General features: G+C 70.7%; 18 protein-coding genes. 7 read left to right on the top strand and 11 right to left on the bottom strand.

The genetic code is table 11. The features are described 5' to 3' along the window. Positions 1–358: 358 nt before the first annotated feature. Positions 359–1,342 (bottom strand): methylmalonyl Co-A mutase-associated GTPase MeaB, encoded by a 984-nt coding sequence (gene meaB, locus P1J78_RS15910; protein WP_374213314.1) that lies wholly within the window; start codon positions 1,340–1,342, stop codon positions 359–361. 112 nt (positions 1,343–1,454) lie between these two features. Between meaB and hrpB the strand changes: the two genes are divergently transcribed. The 3 genes from hrpB to P1J78_RS15895 all read left to right on the top strand — a co-directional run bounded on the left by hrpB (position 1,455) and on the right by P1J78_RS15895 (position 5,498). Beyond that, on the top strand, positions 1,455–3,872 hold the full coding sequence (gene hrpB, locus P1J78_RS15905) for an ATP-dependent helicase HrpB (RefSeq protein WP_275568359.1): 2,418 nt from the start codon (positions 1,455–1,457) through the stop codon (positions 3,870–3,872). A gap of 152 nt (positions 3,873–4,024) precedes the next feature. Then, positions 4,025–4,465 (top strand): hypothetical protein, encoded by a 441-nt coding sequence (locus P1J78_RS15900; protein ID WP_275568358.1) that lies wholly within the window; start codon positions 4,025–4,027, stop codon positions 4,463–4,465. Further along, complete coding sequence (locus P1J78_RS15895) at positions 4,452–5,498, top strand: FAD-dependent monooxygenase (RefSeq protein ID WP_275568357.1); 1,047 nt, start codon at positions 4,452–4,454, stop codon at positions 5,496–5,498. The genes P1J78_RS15900 and P1J78_RS15895 overlap by 14 nt, the downstream gene beginning before the upstream one ends. 4 nt (positions 5,499–5,502) lie before the next feature. Here the strand turns inward: P1J78_RS15895 and gnd are convergent, their stop codons facing one another. The 3 genes from gnd to P1J78_RS15880 form a co-directional block, all read right to left on the bottom strand. After that, complete coding sequence (gene gnd / locus P1J78_RS15890; RefSeq protein WP_275568356.1) at positions 5,503–6,915, bottom strand: NADP-dependent phosphogluconate dehydrogenase; 1,413 nt, start codon at positions 6,913–6,915, stop codon at positions 5,503–5,505. 81 nt (positions 6,916–6,996) lie between these two features. After that, positions 6,997–7,923 (bottom strand): ornithine carbamoyltransferase, encoded by a 927-nt coding sequence (argF, locus tag P1J78_RS15885; protein ID WP_275568355.1) that lies wholly within the window; start codon positions 7,921–7,923, stop codon positions 6,997–6,999. Between the two features lie 76 nt (positions 7,924–7,999). Continuing rightward, entirely contained in the window at positions 8,000–9,184 is a 1,185-nt protein-coding gene (locus P1J78_RS15880) for an aspartate aminotransferase family protein (RefSeq protein WP_275568354.1), read from the bottom strand. Between the two features lie 334 nt (positions 9,185–9,518). Between P1J78_RS15880 and P1J78_RS15875 the strand changes: the two genes are divergently transcribed. Continuing rightward, positions 9,519–10,106: a GcrA family cell cycle regulator gene (locus P1J78_RS15875; RefSeq protein WP_275568353.1), complete on the top strand. Its 588-nt coding sequence runs from the start codon at positions 9,519–9,521 to the stop codon at positions 10,104–10,106. Between the two features lie 84 nt (positions 10,107–10,190). On the opposite strand, the gene P1J78_RS15870 is transcribed toward P1J78_RS15875, so the two are convergent. Together P1J78_RS15870 and P1J78_RS15865 are read right to left on the bottom strand one after the other, a co-directional pair. Next, positions 10,191–12,167: an AsmA family protein gene (locus tag P1J78_RS15870; protein WP_275568352.1), complete on the bottom strand. Its 1,977-nt coding sequence runs from the start codon at positions 12,165–12,167 to the stop codon at positions 10,191–10,193. Positions 12,168–12,301: 134 nt separating this feature from the next. Beyond that, entirely contained in the window at positions 12,302–12,529 is a 228-nt protein-coding gene (locus P1J78_RS15865; protein WP_275568351.1) for a hypothetical protein, read from the bottom strand. Positions 12,530–12,677: 148 nt separating this feature from the next. Between P1J78_RS15865 and P1J78_RS15860 the strand changes: the two genes are divergently transcribed. Together P1J78_RS15860 and rimO are read left to right on the top strand one after the other, a co-directional pair. Beyond that, a complete protein-coding gene (locus P1J78_RS15860) occupies positions 12,678–14,558 on the top strand; it encodes a tetratricopeptide repeat protein (RefSeq protein WP_275568350.1) in 1,881 nt (626 codons plus the stop codon). A 41-nt stretch (positions 14,559–14,599) separates the two neighbouring features. Further along, the gene (gene rimO / locus P1J78_RS15855; protein ID WP_275568349.1) at positions 14,600–15,970 is read left to right on the top strand and encodes a 30S ribosomal protein S12 methylthiotransferase RimO; all 1,371 of its coding nucleotides are present in this window, start codon (positions 14,600–14,602) and stop codon (positions 15,968–15,970) included. 64 nt (positions 15,971–16,034) lie between these two features. On the opposite strand, the gene P1J78_RS15850 is transcribed toward rimO, so the two are convergent. From P1J78_RS15850 to rplO, 4 genes are all read right to left on the bottom strand, one after another. Then, positions 16,035–16,403, bottom strand: a complete 369-nt coding sequence (locus tag P1J78_RS15850) for a hypothetical protein (protein ID WP_275568348.1) — start codon at positions 16,401–16,403, stop codon at positions 16,035–16,037. A gap of 84 nt (positions 16,404–16,487) precedes the next feature. Continuing rightward, positions 16,488–17,132, bottom strand: coding sequence for an adenylate kinase (locus P1J78_RS15845; protein ID WP_275568347.1), 645 nt, complete (start codon positions 17,130–17,132; stop codon positions 16,488–16,490). Positions 17,133–17,205: 73 nt separating this feature from the next. Then, complete coding sequence (gene secY, locus P1J78_RS15840) at positions 17,206–18,561, bottom strand: preprotein translocase subunit SecY (protein ID WP_275568346.1); 1,356 nt, start codon at positions 18,559–18,561, stop codon at positions 17,206–17,208. 103 nt (positions 18,562–18,664) lie between these two features. Further along, complete coding sequence (rplO, locus tag P1J78_RS15835; RefSeq protein WP_275568345.1) at positions 18,665–19,138, bottom strand: 50S ribosomal protein L15; 474 nt, start codon at positions 19,136–19,138, stop codon at positions 18,665–18,667. Positions 19,139–19,727: 589 nt separating this feature from the next. Here rplO and P1J78_RS15830 point away from each other — a divergent pair. Then, positions 19,728–20,486: an SDR family oxidoreductase gene (locus tag P1J78_RS15830; protein ID WP_275568344.1), complete on the top strand. Its 759-nt coding sequence runs from the start codon at positions 19,728–19,730 to the stop codon at positions 20,484–20,486. A 51-nt stretch (positions 20,487–20,537) separates the two neighbouring features. On the opposite strand, the gene P1J78_RS15825 is transcribed toward P1J78_RS15830, so the two are convergent. After that, positions 20,538–21,698 carry an acyl-CoA dehydrogenase family protein gene (locus P1J78_RS15825; protein WP_275568343.1) on the bottom strand — a complete coding sequence of 387 codons (1,161 nt, stop codon included), beginning with the start codon at positions 21,696–21,698 and terminating at the stop codon, positions 20,538–20,540. Between the last annotated feature and the right edge of the window lie 117 nt (positions 21,699–21,815).

Here is a 21,815-nt window from a genome sequence, read left to right as displayed (position 1 = left end):
CGAACTCATCGACTGCTTCACGCACCAGGAATGCGAAAACTACTTCGCCGCCTGCGGATACGATGCAGATTGATCGGAAAACGCTCTAAAGAAAATTCGCCAGTGCGTCCTGCGCGCGCATGCTATGGCCTCCTTGACAAAGCACCTTCCGTAGCCCATCTTGAAGCTTGTTGGTGGCTCTCATTGTGATCCACGTCTAAGACCCTACCCGGGGCCGCCGTGTATCTTCGGTGACTGCAAACCGAACCTCACGGCGCAGATAAGAGACCCCGCTTCGGCGGGGTTTTTCTTTTGGAAGTGCCGCGAAGGTCTGCGTCTGCGGATCAGACGTGGCGGCCAATTGATGCCGTCTCGCGGATCAGCCGCGCAGGGACTCCAGCATCTCCTCGGCCGCCATCGCCGGCGAGGTGTCGCCGCGGGCCACCGCCGCGCCCAGTTCGGCCATCCGCGCCCGGGCGTCGGGGTCCGCGGTCAGCCGCGCCAGCAGCCCCTGGCGCACCTCCTCCTCGAACCAGTGCCGCGCCTGCGCCTGCCGCCGCGCCGTCCAGTGGTCGGTCTCGCGCCGCCACTCCGTCAGCGCCTGCATCTCCTCCCAGGCGCCGGACAGCCCCGCGCCGGTGACCGCCGAGACGGTCAGCGCCTTGGGAAAGCCTTCCGGATCCTGCGGCCGCTTGCGCAGGAGGCGCAACGCGCCGGCATAGTCGGCGCAGGTCCGGTTCGCCGCCGCCTGCAGCTCGCCATCGGCCTTATTCACCAGGATCAGGTCGGCGATCTCCATGATCCCGCGCTTGACCCCCTGCAGCTCGTCGCCGCCGGCCGGCGCCAGCAGCAGCACGAAGAGGTCGGCCATCTCGGCCACCATGGTTTCCGACTGGCCGACGCCCACCGTCTCGATCAGCACGACGTCGTAGCCCGCCGCCTCGCACAGCCGGATCACCTCGCGCGTGCGGCGTGCCACGCCGCCCAGCTGCGACTGCGCCGGCGACGGGCGGATGAAGGCGTTCGGGTCGCGCGAGAGCTTTTCCATCCGCGTCTTGTCGCCCAGGATCGAGCCGCCGGAGCGGGCCGAGGACGGGTCGACCGCCAGCACCGCGACCTTCAGCCCCTGCCCCGTCAGCATCGAGCCGAACGCCTCGATGAAGGTCGACTTGCCGACCCCCGGCGTGCCCGACAGGCCGATCCGGATCGCCTGCCGGTCGGTCTCCAGCGCCTCCAGCAGCCGCGTCGCCGCCGCGCGGTGATCGGCCCGGCCGCTTTCCACCAGCGTGATCGCGCGGGCCAGCGCCCGGCGTTCGCCCCGGGCGATCTGTTCGGCGAGTGCCTGCGTGTCGATCTGCGCCATTCGGTCCGGCCCTTGTTGCTCGGGAAGGGTGGCGCCTGTGTGCCCTCTGTTCGGCTCGAATGTCCAGCCGGTGCTCTGGTCTTGCCGGGGCGACTCGCCGATAACGGGCGCCGTGACGCCCGAACTGCCCATCGACGCCGCCCTGCCGGAGCTGACCCGCGCGCTGCGCGCGGCCGGCCGCGCCGTGCTGCAGGCCCCGCCGGGGGCGGGCAAGACGACGCGGGTGCCGCTGGCGATGCTGGAAGCCGGGCTGCCGGCCGCGGGGCGGATCGTGATGCTGGAGCCGCGGCGGCTGGCGGCGCGGGGGGCAGCCGCGCGCATGGCCGAGACGCTGGGCGAGCCGGTGGGCGAGACCGTGGGCTACCGGATGCGCGGCGAGACCAGGGTGTCGAAGGCCACGCGGATCGAGGTCGTCACCGAGGGCATCCTGACCCGAATGCTGCAATCGGACCCCGAGCTTGGCGGCGTGGGCGCGCTGATCTTCGACGAGTTCCACGAGAGGTCCTTGAACGCCGACCTGGGGCTGGCGCTGTCCTGGGAGGTGCGCGAGGCGCTGCGGCCGGACCTCATGGTGCTGGTGATGTCGGCCACGCTGGACGCGGGACCGGTGGCGGAGATGCTGGACGCGCCGGTGGTGACGTCGGAGGGGCGGAGTCATCCGGTGGACCTGCGCTGGCAGGAGCGGCCGGTGGCGAAGGGGCAGCGGTTCGAGGCGGCGATGGCCGACCTCGTGGCGCAGGCGGTGGGCGAGACCGATGGCGGCGTGCTGGCCTTCCTGCCGGGCGAGGGCGAGATCCGGCGCGTGGCGGCGGCGCTGGAGGGGCGGCTGCCGGCCGGCGTGGCGGTGCAGCCGCTCTATGGCGCGCTGCCCTTTTCCGCCCAGCGCGCGGCGGTGGCGCCGCTGGAGACGGGGCGCAAGCTGGTGCTGGCCACCGCGATCGCCGAGACGGCGCTGACCATCCAGGACGTGCGGGTGGTGGTCGACGGTGGGCTGGCGCGGCGGGCGCGGTTCGACCCGGGGCGCGGGATGACCCGGCTGGTGACCGAGCGGGTGACGCGGGCCGAGGCGACGCAGCGGACGGGGCGTGCCGGGCGGGTGGCGCCGGGCCTCTGCTACCGGCTGTGGACGAAGGGCGAGGACGGCGGCCTGCAGGCCTTTCCGCCGCCCGAGATCACGACAGCGGACCTGTGCGGGCTGGCGCTGGAACTGGCGATGTGGGGCGTGCAGGGGCCGGAGGAGCTGTCGCTCCTGACCCCGCCGCCCGAGAAAGGGCTGGCGGAGGCGCGGGCGCTGCTGGTCGAGCTGGGGGCGCTGGACGCGGCGGGGCATGTCACCGGGCACGGGCGTGCGCTGGCCGCGCTGCCCTTGCACCCGCGGCTCGCCCATATGCTGGCGGTCGCGGGGCCGGAGGCTGCGCCGCTCGCCGCCCTGCTGAACGACCGCGACCCGCTGCGCGGCGAGGGAACGGACCTGACGCTGCGGCTGAAGGCGCTGCGGCGGGCCAAGGGGAACCCGGCGCTGGAGCGCATCGCCACGGAGGCGAAACGGCTCCGCCGGCTCGCCGGCCAGCCGGAGGGTGCGGCGAGAACCCCGGCCGAGATGGCCGCCCTCGCCTATCCCGACCGCGTCGGGCTGCGCCGGCCCGGCGACGCGCCGCGCTGGCTGCTCTCCGGCGGCACGGGGGCCGAGATGGACGCGGGCGATCCGCTGGCCGGCAGCCGCCTGATCGTCGCGACAGAGCTGACCGGCGGCGGGCGCGAGGCGAAAATCCGGCAAGCCGTGGCGCTGACCGAGGCGGAGCTGCGCGGGCTTTATGGCGACCGCATCGGCTGGCACGACGTCTGCCGCTGGTCGAAGCGCCACCGCCGGGTGGAGGCGCGGCAGCAGGAGCGGTTCGGCGCGCTGGTTCTTGACGACCGCATCTGGAAGAACCCGCCGCCCGAGGCGTTCGCCGCCGCGCTGTTGGACGCGGTGCGCGACCTGGGCCTGCCCTGGACCGACCGCGCCCGCCGGCTGCAGTCCCGTATCGAGCTGTTGCGCGGCCAGGGGGCCGACCTGCCCGACAGCTCGGACGCGGCGCTGATGAAGACGCTGGAGGACTGGCTGCTGCCCGCCCTCGCGGGGCGCAGGTCGCTCGACGGGCTGGACATCGCGGATGCGCTGCTGGCCCGGCTCGACTGGCCGCAACGGCAGGCGCTGGACCGCCTCGCGCCCCCGGATTTCGAGACCCCGCTGGGGCGGAAGATCCCCATCGACTATGCCGGCGGGACGCCGCAGATCGAGGTGCGGCTGCAGGAGATGTTCGGCGTGACCGAGCATCCGGTGATCGGACCGGACCGGCTGCCGCTGAAGGTCACGCTGCTGTCGCCCGCGCGGCGGCCGGTGCAGGTGACGACGGACCTGCCGGGGTTCTGGGCGACCTCCTATGCGGAGGTGCGCAAGGACATGCGGGGGCAATACCCGAAGCATCCCTGGCCCGAGGATCCCACGCAGGCCGACCCGACATTGCGGGCGAAACGGCGGGGGTGACAGGGCGGACGGGCTGTGTTTCGCTGGGGGCTCATTTTCTAATCTGATTCACGGAGTATGATATGATTTCACGCAGACGTTTCACCGCCATCACTGCCTTTGCCGCGCTCGGCGCCGCCACGCCCGTTATCGGGGCGGGTGCCAACGGGAACGTGCAGCTCGCCCTGCGCAATCCGAACCGCCTGGCGGGGCTGGCCGGCGAGGAACTCCGCGACGGGCTGGTGAACTCACTGGTGATCAATTCCAAACTTTCGCAGCAGTTGAACGCCCGGCTGAACGCCGCGCGCGTGGCCGGCGGCGCGATACGCGAGATGTTCACGTCCAACCGGTTTCCGATTCCACCCGGTGGTCGGCAGTTTCCGGGCGACATGTTTTTCCCCGGCGACATGTTCTTCCCGGGCGACATGTTCTTTCCTTGCGACATGTTCTTCCCCGGGGACATGTTCGTCCCGGATGACGGCATGCGGAATGCGCTGACACGGCTGAGCCGCGACACGCTGCGGCGATCGGCGTCGGGCGACGGCTTCTTCTTCGTCATCTTCGCCGAGGCCTCCGCGGTCAGCGGCGAAGGCTTCGGGCTTGGCACTGCCTGACCCGACGGCCCTGGTTCTCGGGGCCGGCCCGGCCGGGCTGGGCGCTGCGGCGCTTCTGGCCCGGGCGGGGGCGCGCGTCACCTGTCTCGACCCGCGCACCGGGCCCGAACAGGCGGCGGCGCAGGCGGAGCACGTCCATATCCTGCCGCCCGATCCCGGCCCGCCGCTTCGCAAGGCCGCCCCGGAGTTGGCCGCCGCCCTGAGCGGGGCGGCGGCGCCCGACTGGCACTATCTGCGGCTGCCCGAGGGCGCGGCGCGCACCGGTCCTTTCCTGTCGCGCGATGCAGCGGAAACGGCGCTGCACGCGGCGGCGACGGCGGCAGGCGTGACCTTCGATTACGGCGTCCGCCCCCGCGCGCTGGCGCATGACACGCAATTCGAGGTGGCCTTCCAGGACGGGGCGCGTCGGGCCGATATTCTGGTCGACGCGACCGGCGCCCATCGCTGGGTGGCCGACGCCCTGGACGCGCTTGGCGCGCAGCTCTGGCTGGACGAGATCGCGGCGCCGGGACGCTATTGCACCTGGAGCGGCGCACTGCCGCCCGAGGCGCCGCGGCGGCACGCAATGCTGTGGCAGCCGCCGGACGCCGAGGCGTCGATCTATCTGATCGCGCGCGCGGATCGGCGGCTCTACGTAACCTGGCGGGGGGCCGGGGCACCGGAGGCGAGCACCGGCCCGGAGCTGGCGGAGGCGCTATCGCGGCACGGGCTGGGGGCGATGGCCGAGATCGCGGCCGCGGCGGGGCCGCTGGCGCGGATCGGCTACGTGGCGCCGCCGCCGCGCCTGCTGGGCATGGAGCGGCCGGGCGATCCTTTGCTGCCCGCGTGGTTCACGATCGGCGATGCGCTCGTCCAGACGCCGCCGCGGTTCGGGTTCGGGATGGCTTCGGTGTTTCTGCAACTGGCAGAGCTTGCGTCGGTCCTCGACGGCGGACCGCCGGAGCCGTCGCTGCTGGCGGCCGCTGTCCGCGAACGCCTGGCGGCGATGGCCGAGGGCGTGTGGTTGCAGGCGGGCGTGCTGTCGGTGGCCTGAGCCGCTATGCCCCCCACGGCCCGTGCTGATCCGCCTCGCCGGTATCCACCCGCACGAAGCCGTGGGAGCCGAAGAAGTCGCGCTGTCCCTGGATCAGCGCCGCCGTGCCGCGCGCCTGGCGCATCGTGTCGTAATAGGCCAGCGCCGCCGACAGGGCGGGCACCGGCTGGCCAGACACCGCCGCCGCCGCGACCACCCGGCGCAGCGCGCTCACACTGTCGCGCAGCATCCGCACGAAGGCCGGCGCGAGGATCAGTGCGCCGCCGGGCAACTCGCCCCGGAACGCCTGCGCGATATCGTCCAAGAGCGACGAGCGGATGATGCAGCCCGCCCGCCAGATCTCGGCCACGCGGGCAAGGTCCAGCGACCAGTCGAATTCCTCCGACGCCGCCGAGAGCAGCCAGAACCCCTGCGCGTAGCCGATGATCCGCGCCGCCAGCAGCCCGCGTTCCAGGTCGCCGTCCAGCACGCGCGGACCGGTCTCGGGCGCGTCCTGCGGCGACAGCAGCCCCTCCCCGGTCTCGCGCAGCGCCTTCTCCGCCGACCAGGACCGCGCCGCCACCGCCGCCTCGATCGCCATCGGCGACTGGCCGAGCTTCAGCGCCTCCACAACGGTCCAGCGGCCGGTGCCCTTCTGCCCGGCGGAATCGAGGATGACGTCCACCATCGGCTGGCCCGTTTCCGGATCGGCGGTCGCCAGAACCTTCGCGGTGATCTCCACCAGGTAGGATTGCAGCGGCCCCTGGTTCCAGCCGTGGAACAGCTCGGCGATACTGTCGGTGGAGCGGCCGTCGCCGTGGCGCAGCAGGCCGTAGATCTCGGCGATCATCTGCATGTCGGCATACTCGATGCCGTTATGCACGGTCTTGACGAAATGCCCCGCCCCGTCCGGCCCCAGATGCGCGGCGCAGGGCGTGTCCTGGTAGCGCGCGGCGATGGACTCGACCACCTCGGCGATCTCGGCATAGGCCGCCTCGGCGCCGCCGACCATGATCGACGGCCCGTGCCGCGCGCCCTCGGCGCCGCCCGACACGCCCATGCCGACGAAACGCAGGCCCTCGTCGCGCAGCGCGGCCTCGCGCCGGCGGGTCTCGTTGAAGTCGGCATTGCCGGCGTCGACGATGATGTCGCCTGTGTCGAGATGCGGCGTCAGCGCCTCGATCACCGAGTCCACCGGCCCGCCCGCCGGCACCATCAGGATCACCGCCCGCGGCGGGGTCAGCGCGGCTGCCAGCGCGGCATAGTCCTCGGCCGGCACGAGGTTCTCGGCCAAGGGGCCGGCCTTGCCGATAAAGTCGTGGATCACGCTCGTTCGGCGGTTGTGGACGGCGACGGGGAACCCCTTGTCAGCGATGTTCAGCGCCAGGTTGGCGCCCATGACCCCCAGGCCCACCAGCCCGATCCGTGCCTCTGCCATCGCGCGTCTCCCGTATTTCCGTCCTGTCAGAGCCTAAGCCACGTGCCGGCGGAGACAAGCACTGGGCGCCCTGCCCGCCGATCAGACCCCCAGGCACCAGCGCATGATCGCCTTCTGCGCGTGCAACCGGTTTTCCGCCTCGTCGAAGATCACCGAGTGCGGGCCGTCCATCACCGCGCTCGTCGCCTCGTCGTCGCGATGCGCGGGCAGGCAGTGCATGAACAGTGCATCCGGTTTCGCGTGGACCATCAGGTCCTCGTTCACCTGGTAGGGGCGCAGCTGGTTGTGCCGCCGCTCGCGCGCGGATTGCGGGTCGTGCATCGACACCCAGGTGTCGGTGACCACGAGATCGGCGCCGTCCACGGCCTTCGCCGGGTCGCGCTCCACGGTGATCGGGTGGCCCTTGCCGGCGCAGAATTCGAACCAGGCGGGCTCGGGGTCGAGCGTTTCGGGGCCGGTGAAGGTGAGGTCGAAGCCGAATTGCCCCGCCGCATGGGCGAAGCTGGCGAAGACGTTGTTGCCGTCGCCGGACCAGACGACCTTCTTGCCGGCGATGGGGCCGCGATGTTCCTCGAAGGTCATCACGTCGGCCATGATCTGGCAGGGGTGGGTGCGGTTGGTCAGCCCGTTGATCACCGGCACGTCGGCATGCTCCGCCATCTCCAGGAGCGTCGCCTCCTCGAAGGTGCGGATCATGATCAGGTCGACATAGCGCGACAGCACGCGCGCGGTGTCGGCGATGGTCTCGCCGTGGCCGAGCTGCATGTCGGCGCCCGAGAGCACCATCGTCTCGCCGCCCATCTGGCGCACGCCCACGTCGAAGGAGATGCGCGTGCGGGTCGAGGGCTTCTCGAAGATCAGTGCGACCATGTGGCCGTCGAGCGGCCGGGTGGCGTCGGGCGTGCCCTTGGGCTTGCCGTCGCGGGCGGTCTTCATCGCCTGCGCGCTGTCGATGATCTGCCGCAGGGCGGCGGGGTCGGTCTTGTGGATGTCGAGGAAATGGGTCATCGGATCGGTCTTTTTGGTGCCGGGCGGAGTGGGGGCCAGCCCCCACACCCCCGGCGTATTTCGAACGAGAAGAAGATCAGGCAGGTTGCTTCGCGGAGACGGCCTGCGCGGCGCGGTCGAGGCGGGCGACGGTTTCCGCGATCTCCTCGTCGGCGATGGTCAGCGCGGGCAGCAGGCGGACGACGTTCTCGGCCGCGGGGACCAGCAGCATCTCCTGGTCGTAGCCGGCCTGCACCACGTCGGTATTGGTCGCCTTGCAGACGAGGCCCAGCATCAGCCCCTCGCCGCGGACATGGTCGAAGACGTCCGGGTGCGCGGCGACCAGGCCTTCGAGCTTCTGGCGCAGGAGGCCCGCCTTGCGGTTGACCTCGGCCAGGAAGTCGGGGTCCGAGACGATCTCCAGCACCTTGGCGCCCACCGCGCAGCCCAGCGGGTTGCCGCCATAGGTGGAGCCGTGGGTGCCCGCGACCATGCCGGAGGCGGCGTCCTCGGTGGCCAGCACCGCGCCCAGCGGGAAGCCGCCGCCGATGCCCTTGGCCACCATCATGATGTCGGGCTCGATCCCGGCCCATTCATGGGCGAAGAGGCGGCCGGTCCGGCCCATTCCGCACTGCACCTCGTCGAGGATCAGAAGAACCCCGTGCTCGTCGCAGAGGTCGCGCAGGCCCTTCAGGCACTGGTCGGGCAAGGGCTTGATCCCGCCCTCGCCCAGGATCGGCTCCACCAGGATGGCGGCGGTCTTCTCCGACACGGCGGCGCGCAGCGCGTCGTGATCGCCGAAGGGCAGGATGGTGAAGCCCGGCATCAGCGGCGCGAAGCCCTTCACCATCTTCTCCGCCCCCGAGGCGGCGATGGCGGCGCCGGAGCGGCCGTGGAAGTTGCCCTCGAAGGTGAGGATCTCGGTCCGTTCGGGCCGGCCCGCGTCGTGGTGGTGCTTGCGCGCCATCTTCACGGCCAGTTCGCAGGCCTCGGTGCCCGAGTTGGTGAAGAACACCGTGTCGGCGAAGGTCTTGTCCGTCAGCGCGTCGGCCAGCGCCTGCTGCTCCGGGATCCGGTACAGGTTGGAGACGTGCCAGAGCCTGTTCGCCTGTTCCGTCAGCGCCGCGACCAGCGCGGGATGCGCGTGGCCCAGCGCCGTGGTGGCGATCCCGGCGCAGAGGTCCAGGTATCGGCGTCCGTTCTCCTCGATCAGCCAGCTGCCCTCGCCCTTCACGAAGGACAGGGGCGCGCGGTTATAGGTCGGCAGAACGGACGGGATCATGGTGAAGTCCTTTCAAAAGAGGTCATTGAAGTGCCGGATCGGCGGTGACCTGTCAATGATGGAGGGGGTGCGGGGCATCTGCCCACGCGGGATCGTTCGCCGGGGCTCAGCCTCGGCGTCGCGCGGAACGGAGAGGGGCGCGTCGGATCATGGACGCCTGCATAGGCCAGAACGCCGCGCGGGGGAAGCACCGATTTGTCGCGCCGCCGCTTCACATCGGGGGCCCGGATCACTAGTATAGGCCTGATCGGAATTTACCGGAGCGGCAGGTGGATGCGGCAGGTGCAGGGGCGCCGAGCCGCTTGCGCCGTTCCCGCGGACAAGGAAACGGATGATGTCCTGGACAGACGAGCGCGTCGAGCTTCTCAAGAAGATGTGGACCGAGGGGCAGAGCGCCAGCCAGATCGCCAAGGAACTGGGCGGCGTGACCCGCAACGCGGTGATCGGCAAGGTGCACCGGCTGGGCCTGTCGAACCGCACGGGCGGGCCGGCGCCGGCCGCCACCGGTCCGGCCAAGGCGCCCGAGGCCGAGGCCCCGTCACCTGCGCCGGAGCCGGCGGACGAGCCGGCCCCCGCCCCCGAACCGGCCGCCGCCGCCACCGACCCGGCGGATGCCGCCGCGGCGCCCACGCCGGCCACGCGCAAGCCGATCATCCCGGCCGGCCAGCCGCTGCCGCCGCAGCCCTCCGCCAACGAGATCAGCCCCGAGACGCTGGCCAATGTCCGCGAGGTCGAGAAGAAGGCCAAGCGGATCGGTCTGATGGAGCTGACCGAGCGCACCTGCAAATGGCCGATCGGCGATCCGGCGACGGACGACTTCTGGTTCTGCGGCCTCTCGGTGCAGGCGGGCAAGCCCTATTGCGAGGCGCATGTCAGCGTGGCGTTCCAGCCGATGAGCGCGCGGCGCGACCGCAAGCGCTGAGCGGGGGCCCGTCGCCGCGTGCGCTCCGCGTTTTAGGAGTGCATCCCCCGGCCGGTGGCACCCCGCGGGCAGAGGCGGTTGTCCCTAATTCCCGCCGAACAGCCCGCGCAGCGTCTCTCTGGCACGGTTTTCCAGTTCTTCCTGCAGCGTCTCCTCGACGTTGTCCAGGCTCTCGACCTCGACGCCCAGCTCCTCGCTGATCCGCTCGGTCACCTTGCTTTCGACCTCGCCTTTCAGCGCCTCGATCTCGTCGCCGAATTCCTGCGTCACCAGCGCCTCCAGGTCGAGCCGGAAGCGCGGCGCGTTCCAGGGGCCGCTGACGATCAGCGGCACGCGCAGCCCGCCCTCGCCCTCGGCCCCCTCCAGCAGGATCGGCAGCAGGCGGTAGTCGAGCGTCCTGGCGCCGAGGCCGACCTGTCCCGTGCCGGTCGCGTTCACAAGCGGCGCCAGCAAGGCGAGATCGTCGTTGCTCAGCACCCCGTTCTCGACCCGGAAGGTCGCGTCGATGCTGTCGAAGATCGTCTTCTGCCCGGCGCCGACATAGGAGGTGTCGAGGTTGCGCAGCATCCCCGCGAGGTCCAGCCCGCGCAGCTCGCCCTGGCCCAGGCTCAGGGCCCCGTCGCCGCTGAGGCTGGTCATCAGGCTGTGCATGTCGTTGCCGACGCCCAGCAGGTTCAAGGTGACCTCGCCGTCCGCCAGCAGGCGGTCGGACCCGGCGAGCTGTTCGAGCAGCGGTTGCAGCGCCACGCCCGCGCCGGTCAGGTTCGCCCGGACCGACAGCCCGCCGCGGCTGTTGACCACGAAACTGCCCTGGATCAGCCCGTCATAGGCCGAGAGCTGGCGGATCTCGGTCACCGCGCGCCCGTCCAGCAGCGTCATCAGAAGGCTGGTCCGGCCCAGCCGGGCGAGGCCGAGCTCGACGCTGTCGGCCACGAAGGCGATCTCGGCATCAAGCGCCTGCAGCCCGCTGACGTCGATGGGCGTGCGCGACCAGCCTGCCGCGTCGCCGCCGCCGCCGGCAGCATCGCCGTTCTCCGACGAACCGGCGCCGGCCAGCGCCGAGACGTCCAGCGCCCCCGCCGTGACCTGCGCCGTCAGCTTGGGCCGCGCCCCTGTCAGCACCAGGTCCGCCGCCGCCGCCAGCGTGTTGTCGTCCAGCCGGACCGTCCCGTCGCGCAGCGTGACCTTGCCGGCCTCCGTCGCCGTTACCTGCCCCTGCACCCGGATCGACCGGCCCAAGCCTTCGGGTATCTCCGGCGCGGCGCGGCCCAGCAGGGCGAAGACCGCCGCCATGTCGGCCATGTCGGCGTCAAGCGTCCCGCCGGCGGCCACGGGGACCAGGCCGGCGCGGCCGTCGAAGGAGAGGGTCGAGCCGCCGACCTCGGCCGTCAGCGCCACCGGAACGGCGCCGCGGGCGAGGAACGCCGCGAATTGCGACACCTGCGCCTCCAGCGAGAGGCGCTGGCCGTTCATCGTGGCGGCGAGCGTCATGTCGGCCGGGCCTTCGAAATCGGGCAGGCGCAGCGTGGCATCGACCTCGTCCAGCCGCATCCGGCTGCCGCCCGCATGGTCGATGAAGGTCAGGGCGCCGGACCGGATCACGGCCTCGTCCAGCCGGAAGGCCGGCACCGTGCCGCCCTCGGTCTCCACCGCCTCCGGCGCGGCGCTGTCCGCCCCGGTCCCCATGTCCCAGTTGGCCCGCCCGTCGGATGCGATCTCCAGCACGACCTCGGGCGCCTGCACCTCGACGCCGGTGATCCGGATGTCGCCGCGGATCAGCGCCAGAACGTCGACGCCGATGGTCAGCGCCTCGGCGCTCAGGATCGGCCCCTCCTGCGACCAGTCCGCGTTCGCGATGCGCACCGGGCCGGTCCTGACCCCCAGTTCGGGCCAGATCGTCGGGCGGATGTCGCCGCCGAGGGTCATCGCCCGGCCGGTGGCGTCCTCGAACCGCTCGGCGGCGAAGCCCGCGATCCTGTCGGCCGGCAGCAGAAAGAGCGCGCCGACGGCCAGCGCGGCGACCACGACGACGAAAAGGACAATCCTGACGATCCAGCGCATCCGCCCGCTCCTGCCTGCCGCACGGCGGGAGGATAGGCGGCGCGGGCGATCCGCTCAAGCCAAAGGCGGTCGCCGGGCGGCCGGGGCCGCAGTCCGCGCACCTGTCTCCCCGCGTCGCGGGGCGGGCGCGCGGCCTACCACTGGTGGGTCAGAAAGCGCATGTTGGCGCGGGCCCTGGCGGCGACCTTGTCCTCGGCCGGGGGCAGGCCCATGTCGCGGCGCTGTTCCTCGGTCAGGCGCTTCATCGCCTGGCCCTCGCGAAAGCGGGCGTCGGCATCGAACAGCCGGGCGAACAGGCCGCGGCGGCGGCGCGGCGTGTGCGGGGCGAAGGCGCGGCGCGGGGTGGTGGTCCGGACGGTCATGGCTTCCTCCTTGGGCCGGTTCGTCTGTGTTGCACCCACTGTCGCACCGCCCCGTATCGACGCCGTCAAAGCCGGCCCGGATTTCCGGTGGCAATCCGTCAATTCCACGTCAAAAATGACCCCGACGCATTTGACGAAACGACGCGCGATGCCACCGCTCTTGACGCTGCAGATCGACGGACCGGTCGAGGCCCGTTTGCCCGACGGTGCCCCGGTCCCGGGGCTGTCGGCGCGCGGCCGGGCGATGCTGGCCTATCTGGCGCTGGCGCCCGACCGCCAGGCCTCGCGCATCGCGCTGGCGACGCTTCTCTGGGGCGACCGGGCCGAGGAACAGGCGCGCGGCTCGCTGCGCCAGGAGCTGTCCAGCCTGCGCAAGCGCCTGCCCGACGGCGCGCTGCACGCCGATCGCAGCGCGGTCCGGCTCGGCGCTGTCGAGATCGCCGAGGGGCCGGCCGGGGCCGACCTGCTGGCGGATGTCGCTTTGCATTGCGAGCCGTTCGAGGACTGGCTGCGCGAGGCCCGCGCGCAGCGGCACGCACAGCTGGCCGGGGCGGCGCTGGCGGCCGCGGAGCGGGCGCTTGCCGACGACAACGGCGCGGCGGCCCAGGACGCGGCGGAGCGCGCCCTGTCGCACGATCCCGACGACGAGCGCGCGCTGCGGGTGCTTCTGCGCGCCGCGGCGGACGGCGGGCGGCCCGGCCCGGCCCTCGCCACCTGCCAGGCCTTCGCCGAGCGCCAGCGCGCGGATCACGGCACCGGCCTGTCCGACGACACCCGGACGCTGGCCGACGCCCTGCACAAGAGCGGCCCCGCCGCGCCGCGCCCCAAGGAGGCGCGCAGCGAGCCGGCCATTGCGGTGCTGCGATTCGAGGAGCTGACCCGCGGCGCCGACGACATGTTCGCCGACGGCGTGGTCGAGGAGATCACCGGCGCGCTGAGCCATGTGCGCGACTTCCGGGTGATCGCCCGCCAGTCGGCCTTCGCCCTCGGGGCCGAGGCGCTGGACGTCACCGAAGCCGCCCGGCGGCTGCGGGCGGATTACCTCGTGGAGGGCACGGTGCGCCGGTCGGGCGAGCGGGTGCGCATCTCGGTACAGCTCGTGGACGGCGAAACCGGGGCGACGCTCTGGGCCGACCGCTACGACGACCGGATGGACGACCTGTTCGAGCTGCAGGACCGGATCGCGGCCCATGTGGCGGGACAGCTCTCGCCCAGCCTGCGCGCGGCCGAGATCCGCCGCGCCGGGGCCCGGCAGCCCGCCGACCGCTCCGCCTATGACCTGATGCTGACGGCGCTGCCGCATTTCTGGGCCCATCGGAAGGCCGACAACGACCGCGCCATCGCGCTGCTGGACGCGGCGCTGGAGCAGGACCCCGACTATGTGCCCGCCATGGCCTACAAGGCCTGGGCGCTGGCGCAGAAGCCCAGCTACATGTGGTCGGACGATCCCGATGCCGACCACCGCGCCGCGCTCGTCGCCGCCGACGCGGCCGCGCAGCGGGTGACCGACCACGCGCCCTCGCTGGTGGCCATCGGCGCGGCGGTCACGCTGTCCGGCAACGACGTGGACCGCGCCAACAGCCTGATCGACCGGGCGCTGGCCATCGACCCGAACAATGCCTGGGGCTGGATGCGGCGCGGCTGGGCCTGGACCTATTGCGGCCGGGCGGAGGAGGCGCTCGACGCCTTCGACCGGGCCGAGGAGCTGAGCCCGCTGGACCCGTTCCGCTTCAACATCTTCTTCGGCCAGGCGGTGGCGGTCCGCACGCTCGGCCGCTACGACGAGGCGATCCGGCTTCTGCGCGAGGGGATGCATGCGAATCCGGGCTGCACCTGGGTCTACCGGATCCTCGCCGGCGTCTACACGCTGATGGACCGCAAGGCCGACGCCGATGCCATGCTGCGCAAGCTGACGGAACACTATCCGCACCTGACCGTCGGCTACCTGTTGAACTGCATCCCGCCCACCGCGCGCCATTTCCAGCCGGACTATATCGAGGCGCTGAAACGGATGGGCCTGCCGGAATAGCCCTTTCCCGCCGGCGCCGCAGCGCCTATATGCCCGGGGTCATGACTGCCAATCCCCCCGACCTGCGCCCCGACCTCGTCCGTGCCCGCGTCGCCGAGACGAAACGCGACGGCCAGCCGACCATCGGCATGGTCTCGCTCGGCTGTCCCAAGGCGCTGGTCGACAGCGAGCGCATCCTGACCCGCCTGCGGGCCGAGGGCTACGGCATCTCGCCCGATTACGGCGGCGCCGACGCGGTGATCGTGAACACCTGCGGTTTTCTCGACAGCGCCAAGGCCGAGAGCCTGGAGGCGATCGGCGAGGCGCTGGCCGAGAACGGCCGGGTGATCGTGACCGGCTGCCTCGGCGCGGAGCCCGACTATATCACCGGCGCGCATCCCAAGGTGCTGGCGGTGACCGGCCCGCACCAGTACGAGCAGGTGCTGGACGCCGTCCACACGGCCGTGCCGCCGGCGCCGGACCCCTATATCGACCTGCTGCCGGCCTCGGGCGTGTCGCTGACCCCGCGGCATTACAGCTATCTCAAGATCTCCGAGGGCTGCAATCACGCCTGCAAGTTCTGCATCATCCCCGACATGCGCGGCAAGCTCGCCTCGCGCCCGCACAAGGCGGTGATGCGCGAGGCCGAGCGGCTGGTGGAGGCCGGGGTGCGCGAGCTTCTGGTGATCTCGCAGGACACCTCGGCCTACGGCACCGACTGGAAGGACCGCGCCGCCAAGGCGCCGATCGTGGATCTGGCGCGCGACCTCGGCACGCTCGGCGCCTGGGTGCGGCTGCACTACGTCTATCCCTACCCGCATGTGCGCGAGCTGATCCCGCTGATGGCCGAGGGCGGCTCGGGGGGCGGCGTGCTGCCCTATCTCGACATCCCGTTCCAGCACGCGCATCCCGATACGCTCCGCCGCATGGCCCGGCCCGCCGCCGCCGCGCGCACGCTGGACGAGATCGCCGCCTGGCGGGCGGACTGTCCGGACCTCGCCCTGCGCTCGACCTTCATCGTCGGCTACCCGGGCGAGACCGAGGCGGAGTTCGAGACCCTGCTCGACTGGCTGGACGAAGCGCAGCTCGACCGGGTCGGCTGCTTCAAGTACGAAAACGTCGAGGGCGCCCGGTCGAACGCCCTGCCCGACCACGTGCCGGAAGAGGTGAAACAGGACCGCTGGGAGCGGTTCATGGAGAAGGCGCAGGCGATCTCCGAGGCGAAGCTGGCGGCCAAGGTCGGCCGGCGGATGGAGGTGATCGTGGACCTCGTGGAGGACGACGCCGCCACCTGCCGCACGATGCACGACGCGCCCGAGATCGACGGCTGCCTGTTCATCGACGAAGGGTTCGAGGATCTGTCGCCCGGCGACATCGTCACGGTCGAGGTGGACGAGGCCGGCGAGTACGATCTCTGGGGCAAGCGCCTCTAGCTCATCAAGCCCGTCCGGGCTTTCTTCGCCACGAGGCGGAGCCGCAAGAGCGACACGCCACCGGCTATCGGCAGGCCGTGAACACCGTCGGCTCGTCCCTGCCCCGCGTCCACACCCGGACCACGCCCGGCTCGTACTGGCTGTACTCGAAGGAAAACACCTCGGGGATGATGATCCCGGGTTCGTTGCAGTAGCCCAGCCGCGTCTCGATCCGGTCGCCGGACCAGTCGAACGCGACGGGCGGGTCGAATTCGCAGAAATACTCGATTTCTTCCATCGTGCTGTCGGTCAGCACCATGCCCATCTCGCCCCAGTAGTCGTCGGGCCCCAGTGCGCAGATCTCGGGGTTGGTCACCAGCCGCGGTTGCGCCGCCGCCGCGCTGCAGACGACGGCGACGGCAAGCGACAGGGCGGCAAGGGCACGGTGGGGCATGGGCTTCTCTCCTGAACGAGCAAACGGGCGCATCCGCCATGTTAGCGCGATGCGCCCGCTCCGCGAAGCCCGTTCCCGTCCGGCTCAGCCCAGCGCGCCGGCGATGCGCGCCTTGACCTCGTCGATCTCGCCCAGCCCGTCGACCGTGGTCAGGTTGCCCTTGGCATAGTAGTAGCCGATCAGCGGCGAGGTCTGCTTGTAATAGGCCATCAGCCGCGTCTTCAGGCTGTCCTCGTTGTCGTCGGCGCGGCGCTTGAACTCGGTGCCGCCGCAGACCGTGCATTTGCCGTCCGCCGGAATCGGCTTGGAGATGTCGTTGTAGACCTCGCCGCAATTGGCGCAGGTCGAGCGGGCGGTGATCCGTTTCACCAGCGCCTCGTCGTCCACCTGCATCTCGACCACCGCGTCGAGTTTCTGGCCCTCTTCCTCCAGCAGCTTGCCCAGCGCGTCGGCCTGGGCGAGCGTCCGCGGGAAGCCGTCGAAGATGAAGCCGCCCGGCGCACCGCCGGCTTCCAGCTTTTCGCGGATCAGGCCGATGACGATCTCGTCGGTCACCAGCTCGCCGCGGTCCATGACCTCGGCCACGCGCTTGCCCATCTCGGTGCCGCTGGTGCGGGCCTCGCGCAGCATGTCGCCGGTCGACAGCTGCATCATCTGGCGCTCTTCCACCAGGATCCGCGCCTGTGTTCCCTTACCGGCGCCGGGCGGGCCGAGCAGAATGATGTTCATGTGGTCTGTCCCCCATCAGAAGCGCCGGTCACGTAAACGCGCCGGCGCCATCTTCTCCATTGCCGCGCTGTGCTCAGCGCCTTGCCGGTCCCTTCTTCGGGCGGCGTTTGCCGCGAAGCTGGGACTTCTCGATCAGCCCTTCGTACTGGTGCGCCAGAAGATGCGACTGCACCTGCTGCACCGTGTCCATCGACACCGACACGACGATCAGAACCGAAGTGCCGCCAAAATAGAAGGGGATGGCCAGTTGTGAACGCAGAATCTCGGGCAGGAGACAAACTGCCGCAAGATAGGCCGAGCCCAGCACCAGGATGCGCGTCACCACGTAATCGAGGTATTCCTCGGTCTTCTTGCCGGGGCGAATGCCGGGCACGAAGCCGTTCTGCTTCTGCAGGTTCTCGGCCACGTCGTCGGTCTTGAACGACACGTTGAAGGTGTAGAAGAACGTGAAGAACACGATCATGCCGGCGAAGAACGCCAGGTAGAGCGGCTGGCCGGGGCCGAAATAGGCCAGGATCGTCGCCATGACGGGGCCGGACTGGCTGCCCGAGAAGGTCGAGATCGTGGTCGGCAGCAGCAGGAGCGACGAGGCGAAGATCGCCGGGATCACACCCGCCGGGTTGACCTTGATGGGCAGGTGGGACGAACCGCCCTCGTACATCTTCATGCCGGCCTGGCGGCGCGGATACTGGATGTGGATCTTGCGCAGGGATCGCTCCATGAACACCACGAAGGTGATCACCGCGATCACCATCAGGATCACGCCGATGACCACGACGGGGCTGATCGCGCCCGAGCGGCCGGAGGCGAAGAACTGCGCCAGCGCGTTCGGAATCTCGGCCACGATGCCCACGAAGATGATCAGCGAGATGCCGTTGCCGATGCCGCGGGCGGTGATCTGCTCGCCCAGCCACATCAGGAACATGGTGCCGCCGACCAGGGTGATGACGGTCGAGGCGCGGAAATACCAGCCGGGATCGGTCGCCAGGTCGCCCGCCTCCAGGCTGACGGCCAGCCCGTAGCCCTGGAACAGGGCCAGCGCCACCGTGCCGAAGCGGGTGTACTGGTTGAGCTTCTTGCGCCCCTGCTCGCCCTCTTTCTTCAGCTGCTCCAGCGACGGCACCATGGCCGCCAGCAGCTGCACAATGATCGAGGCCGAGATGTAGGGCATGATCCCCAGCGCGAAGATGCCCATCCGGGAGATCGCGCCGCCGGTGAACATGTTGAGCACGCCGCCGAGTCCGGCTGTGGCCTGCTCCATGAACTCGCGCAGGGCGTTGCCGTCGATGCCGGGGACCGGGATGTAGGTGCCGAGGCGATAGACGCAGAGAAGCCCGATGGTGAAAAGTATCCGCTGCCGGAGCTCGGTCGCCTTGCCGAAGGCGGACCAGCTCATGTTCGCGGCCATTTGCTCGACTGCCGAAGCCATGCGCGATCTCTTTCAGTAAGAGCGCCGCCTCGCGGTTTCCCGGGGGCGGCGCTTAGGAAACTAGGAAGGGGATGTAAGCGCCACGGGCGACGCTCACAACCTCTTATTCGGCCGCTGCCGGGGTTTTGACCTTGAGCGAGCCGCCCGCCTTCTCCACCGCCTCGACGGCGGATTTGGAGGCGCCGGAGACTTCAAGGTCGACCTTGGTCGAGAAATCGCCCTTGGCCAGCACCCGGACCCCGTCGAGCTTGCGGCGGACGAGGCCGCTTTCGACGAGGGTGTCCTCGGTGATCGTGGAGCCCGCGTCGATCTTGCCGGCCTCGATGAACTTGGCGAGGATGCCGAGGTTAACGACGGCGAATTTCTTGCGGTTGGGCTTGTTGAAGCCGCGCTTGGGCAGGCGCTGATAGAGCGGCATCTGGCCGCCTTCGTAGCCGTTGATGGCCACGCCCGAACGGGATTTCTGGCCCTTGATGCCGCGGCCGGCGGTCTTGCCCTTGCCGGAGCCGGGGCCGCGGCCGACGCGCATCGCCTTCTTGGAGGCGCCGGGATTGTCCCGGAGGTCGTTCAGTTTCATGTCGCTTCTCCTGAGCCGGACGCGCCCCGCGAAGCGAAGAAAGGGCGGCCTCGGCGTTTCTTGGTTGTCGAGTCGGGGTCCGGTTGGGACCACCGGAGGCGTATAGACGGGATCGGCATGGCGTTCAAGGGGGGTGTCCAAGGTTGGACGGGGGCATAAGGTTTTGATGTTGTTATAGATAGCGGTAACACGTCCGCGGACGTCCATACTACACGACACGACTTCCTCGGCTTTGCCGGATAGCGGCCCCGGTCGAGCGGAACGCCGTGCAGCGCCGACCCGCCGGGGCGCGGTTGAGCTTTGCGATTTCGGAGAAATAAGCATTTAGATCGGACACTTGGCACCGTCATCGCCAGAAGCGCCGCCCCGATGGGGGCGGGGCGGCGCTGCACGGCGTTCCGCCGCGCGACGCGGGTGGAAATGTCCCTCGGAAAACCCAGTGTCGTGCAGTGTGCCCGCGCGTCCGCAGCCTGTCCGAGGGGGCGGCGGCGGATGCGCCCCTGCGGAGCCTCCGCCTTGCGGTGACGGCGGCGGTGCAACCATACTCGCGGCGGCGGGACCGGCCGCCGCGAGCAGAGGAGCCTGTGGAATGGCGCAGAGAGTGTTGATCACCGCCGGCGCGGGCGGCATCGGACTGGCCATCGCCCAGGCCTTCGCGGCCTCCGGCGCGCGGGTGCATGTGCTCGACATCGACCGGGCGGCGCTGGACGCCGCCACGCGCACCGACGGCATCACCGGCGACGTCGCGGATGTCGCGGACGCCGACGCCATCGGTCAGGCCGTAACGGCGGCGGCTAAGCGCCTCGGCGGGCTGGACGTTCTGGTGAACAACGCGGGCATCGCGGGGCCGACCGCACCTGTCGCCGACTATCCGCTGGCGGACTGGCGCCGGGTGCTGGACGTCAACCTGACGGGAACCTTCGCGGTCACGCAGGCCGCGATTGCGGACCTGCGACGGTCCGGGCGCGGCACGATCCTGATCATGTCGTCGCTCGCCGGGCGGTTCGGCTATCCGCAGCGCTCGGCCTATGCCAGCACGAAATGGGCCCTCGTGGGGCTCGCGAAAACGCTGGCGATGGAGCTGGGACCGGATGGGATCACCTGCAACGCGATCCTCCCCGGCGCCGTGGCGGGCGCGCGGATGGACGCGGTGCTCGCCGCGCGCGCCGAGCTGGCCGGGACCACGCTGGAGGAGGAGCGGGAGAAGGCGTTTCGCAACCAGTCGGTGCGGCGGTTCGTGCAGCCGGAGGAGATTGCCGCGCTGTGCCTGTACCTCGCCGGGCCGGCCGCGCGGTCGTTCTCCGGGCAGACCTTTCCCATCGACGGGGATTCACGGTCCTCGGCGTGAGGAGGACGGCGCGGCGGCGGGGCGGGCAGATGGCCCACCCCGCCAGTCGGCTTACCAGATCGTGTCGATGGGCTGGCCCAGCGCCAGGGCGCCGGCGAAGTCCGACTGCACCTCTTTCTGCAGCGGGTGGTAGCGGGCGGCCTGGATGTCGCGGAACAGGCGCTCCAGCTCGGCCTTGCGGTAGAAACCGGGACCGCCGGCCAGTTCCATCGCCTTCTCGACGCAGCGGATCGCGTTCTCCTCGACCAGCCGCCGGCCGGTCATGACCTGGTTCACCGTCTCGGCGGAGGGCGCGTTCCGCTCCGCCGCCTGCACCATGTGCTCCAGCCCCAGACGCGCGGCGGTCAGGGCGGTCTCCATCTCGCCGGCCCGCGCGTACATGCGCTGGCCCGGCGCGCGCTTGGTCGCGATCTCGACCGCAAGGTCGCGCGCCCGTTCGGCCACGCCGAGATAGGCGGCGTAGATCAGCGGGAAGGCGATGGTGCCCAGCATGAAGAACAGCGGGTGCCATTCGCCGGCCGGGCGCTTGACCGGCACCTTGTCGGACGGCACGAACAGCCCCTCGATCATCACGTCGTGCGAGCCGGTCGCCCGCATCCCCAGCGTGTGCCAGGTGTCGAGCACCGAGACCTCGGGCGCCGCCATCGGGCACGGGAAGTGGATGACCTTGGCACCGTCGACCTCCTCTACCACGGCCGAGGTCATCAGGATGTCGCCCGCCGGCGCGCCCGAGACGAACATCTTGCGGGCGGTGATCCGGTAGCCGCCGTCGACCGGCTCGGCCTTGCCCGAGCCGCCGATCCAGTCGCCGCCGCCGGAGGACAGCAGGATCAGCTTCTCGGCCGCGACCCGCTTCAGCAGCGGTTCGACCGCCGCCTTGGCCGCCTCCTGATGGTGCCAGCGCCAGGCCGGAAACGCGACCTGGTGGGTGTGCATCGAGAAGGCCAGCGCCGTCGATGAACAGCCATGCGCCAGCCGGCGCAGCATGTCGGTCAGCTCGCGCAGCCCGGCGCCGGCGCCGCCGAGCTCGGCCGGAACGCCGGCCAGGCTCAGCCCCTCCTCCTTCAGGCGGTCGTAATGCGGCCCGACGAAGCAATCGTCGCTGTCGTTCGCGGCGGCGTTCTGCGCGAATTCCTGCGCGAGACGGTCGGCGATCTCTGCGATCCGCGCGGTCTCGGGGGCGCGTGCCCCGACATCTTCCATGACAGTCATTTCGCTCTCTCCCTGAAATGCATTCGATGGGACAAGCGTCTCACCGGCGGCCCGAGTCGCGATAGTTCAGAAAGTGTAGCGCGCTGTTTCTGCGGCCCCGGCGCCGTGCTAGAGTGA

Origin of the sequence: Psychromarinibacter sediminicola, from assembly GCF_029168335.1 — a bacterium.
Lineage (GTDB): Bacteria > Pseudomonadota > Alphaproteobacteria > Rhodobacterales > Rhodobacteraceae > Psychromarinibacter > Psychromarinibacter sediminicola.
Note: the sequence above shows the minus strand (reverse complement) of the source record. Positions and strands in the feature narration are given on the sequence as shown.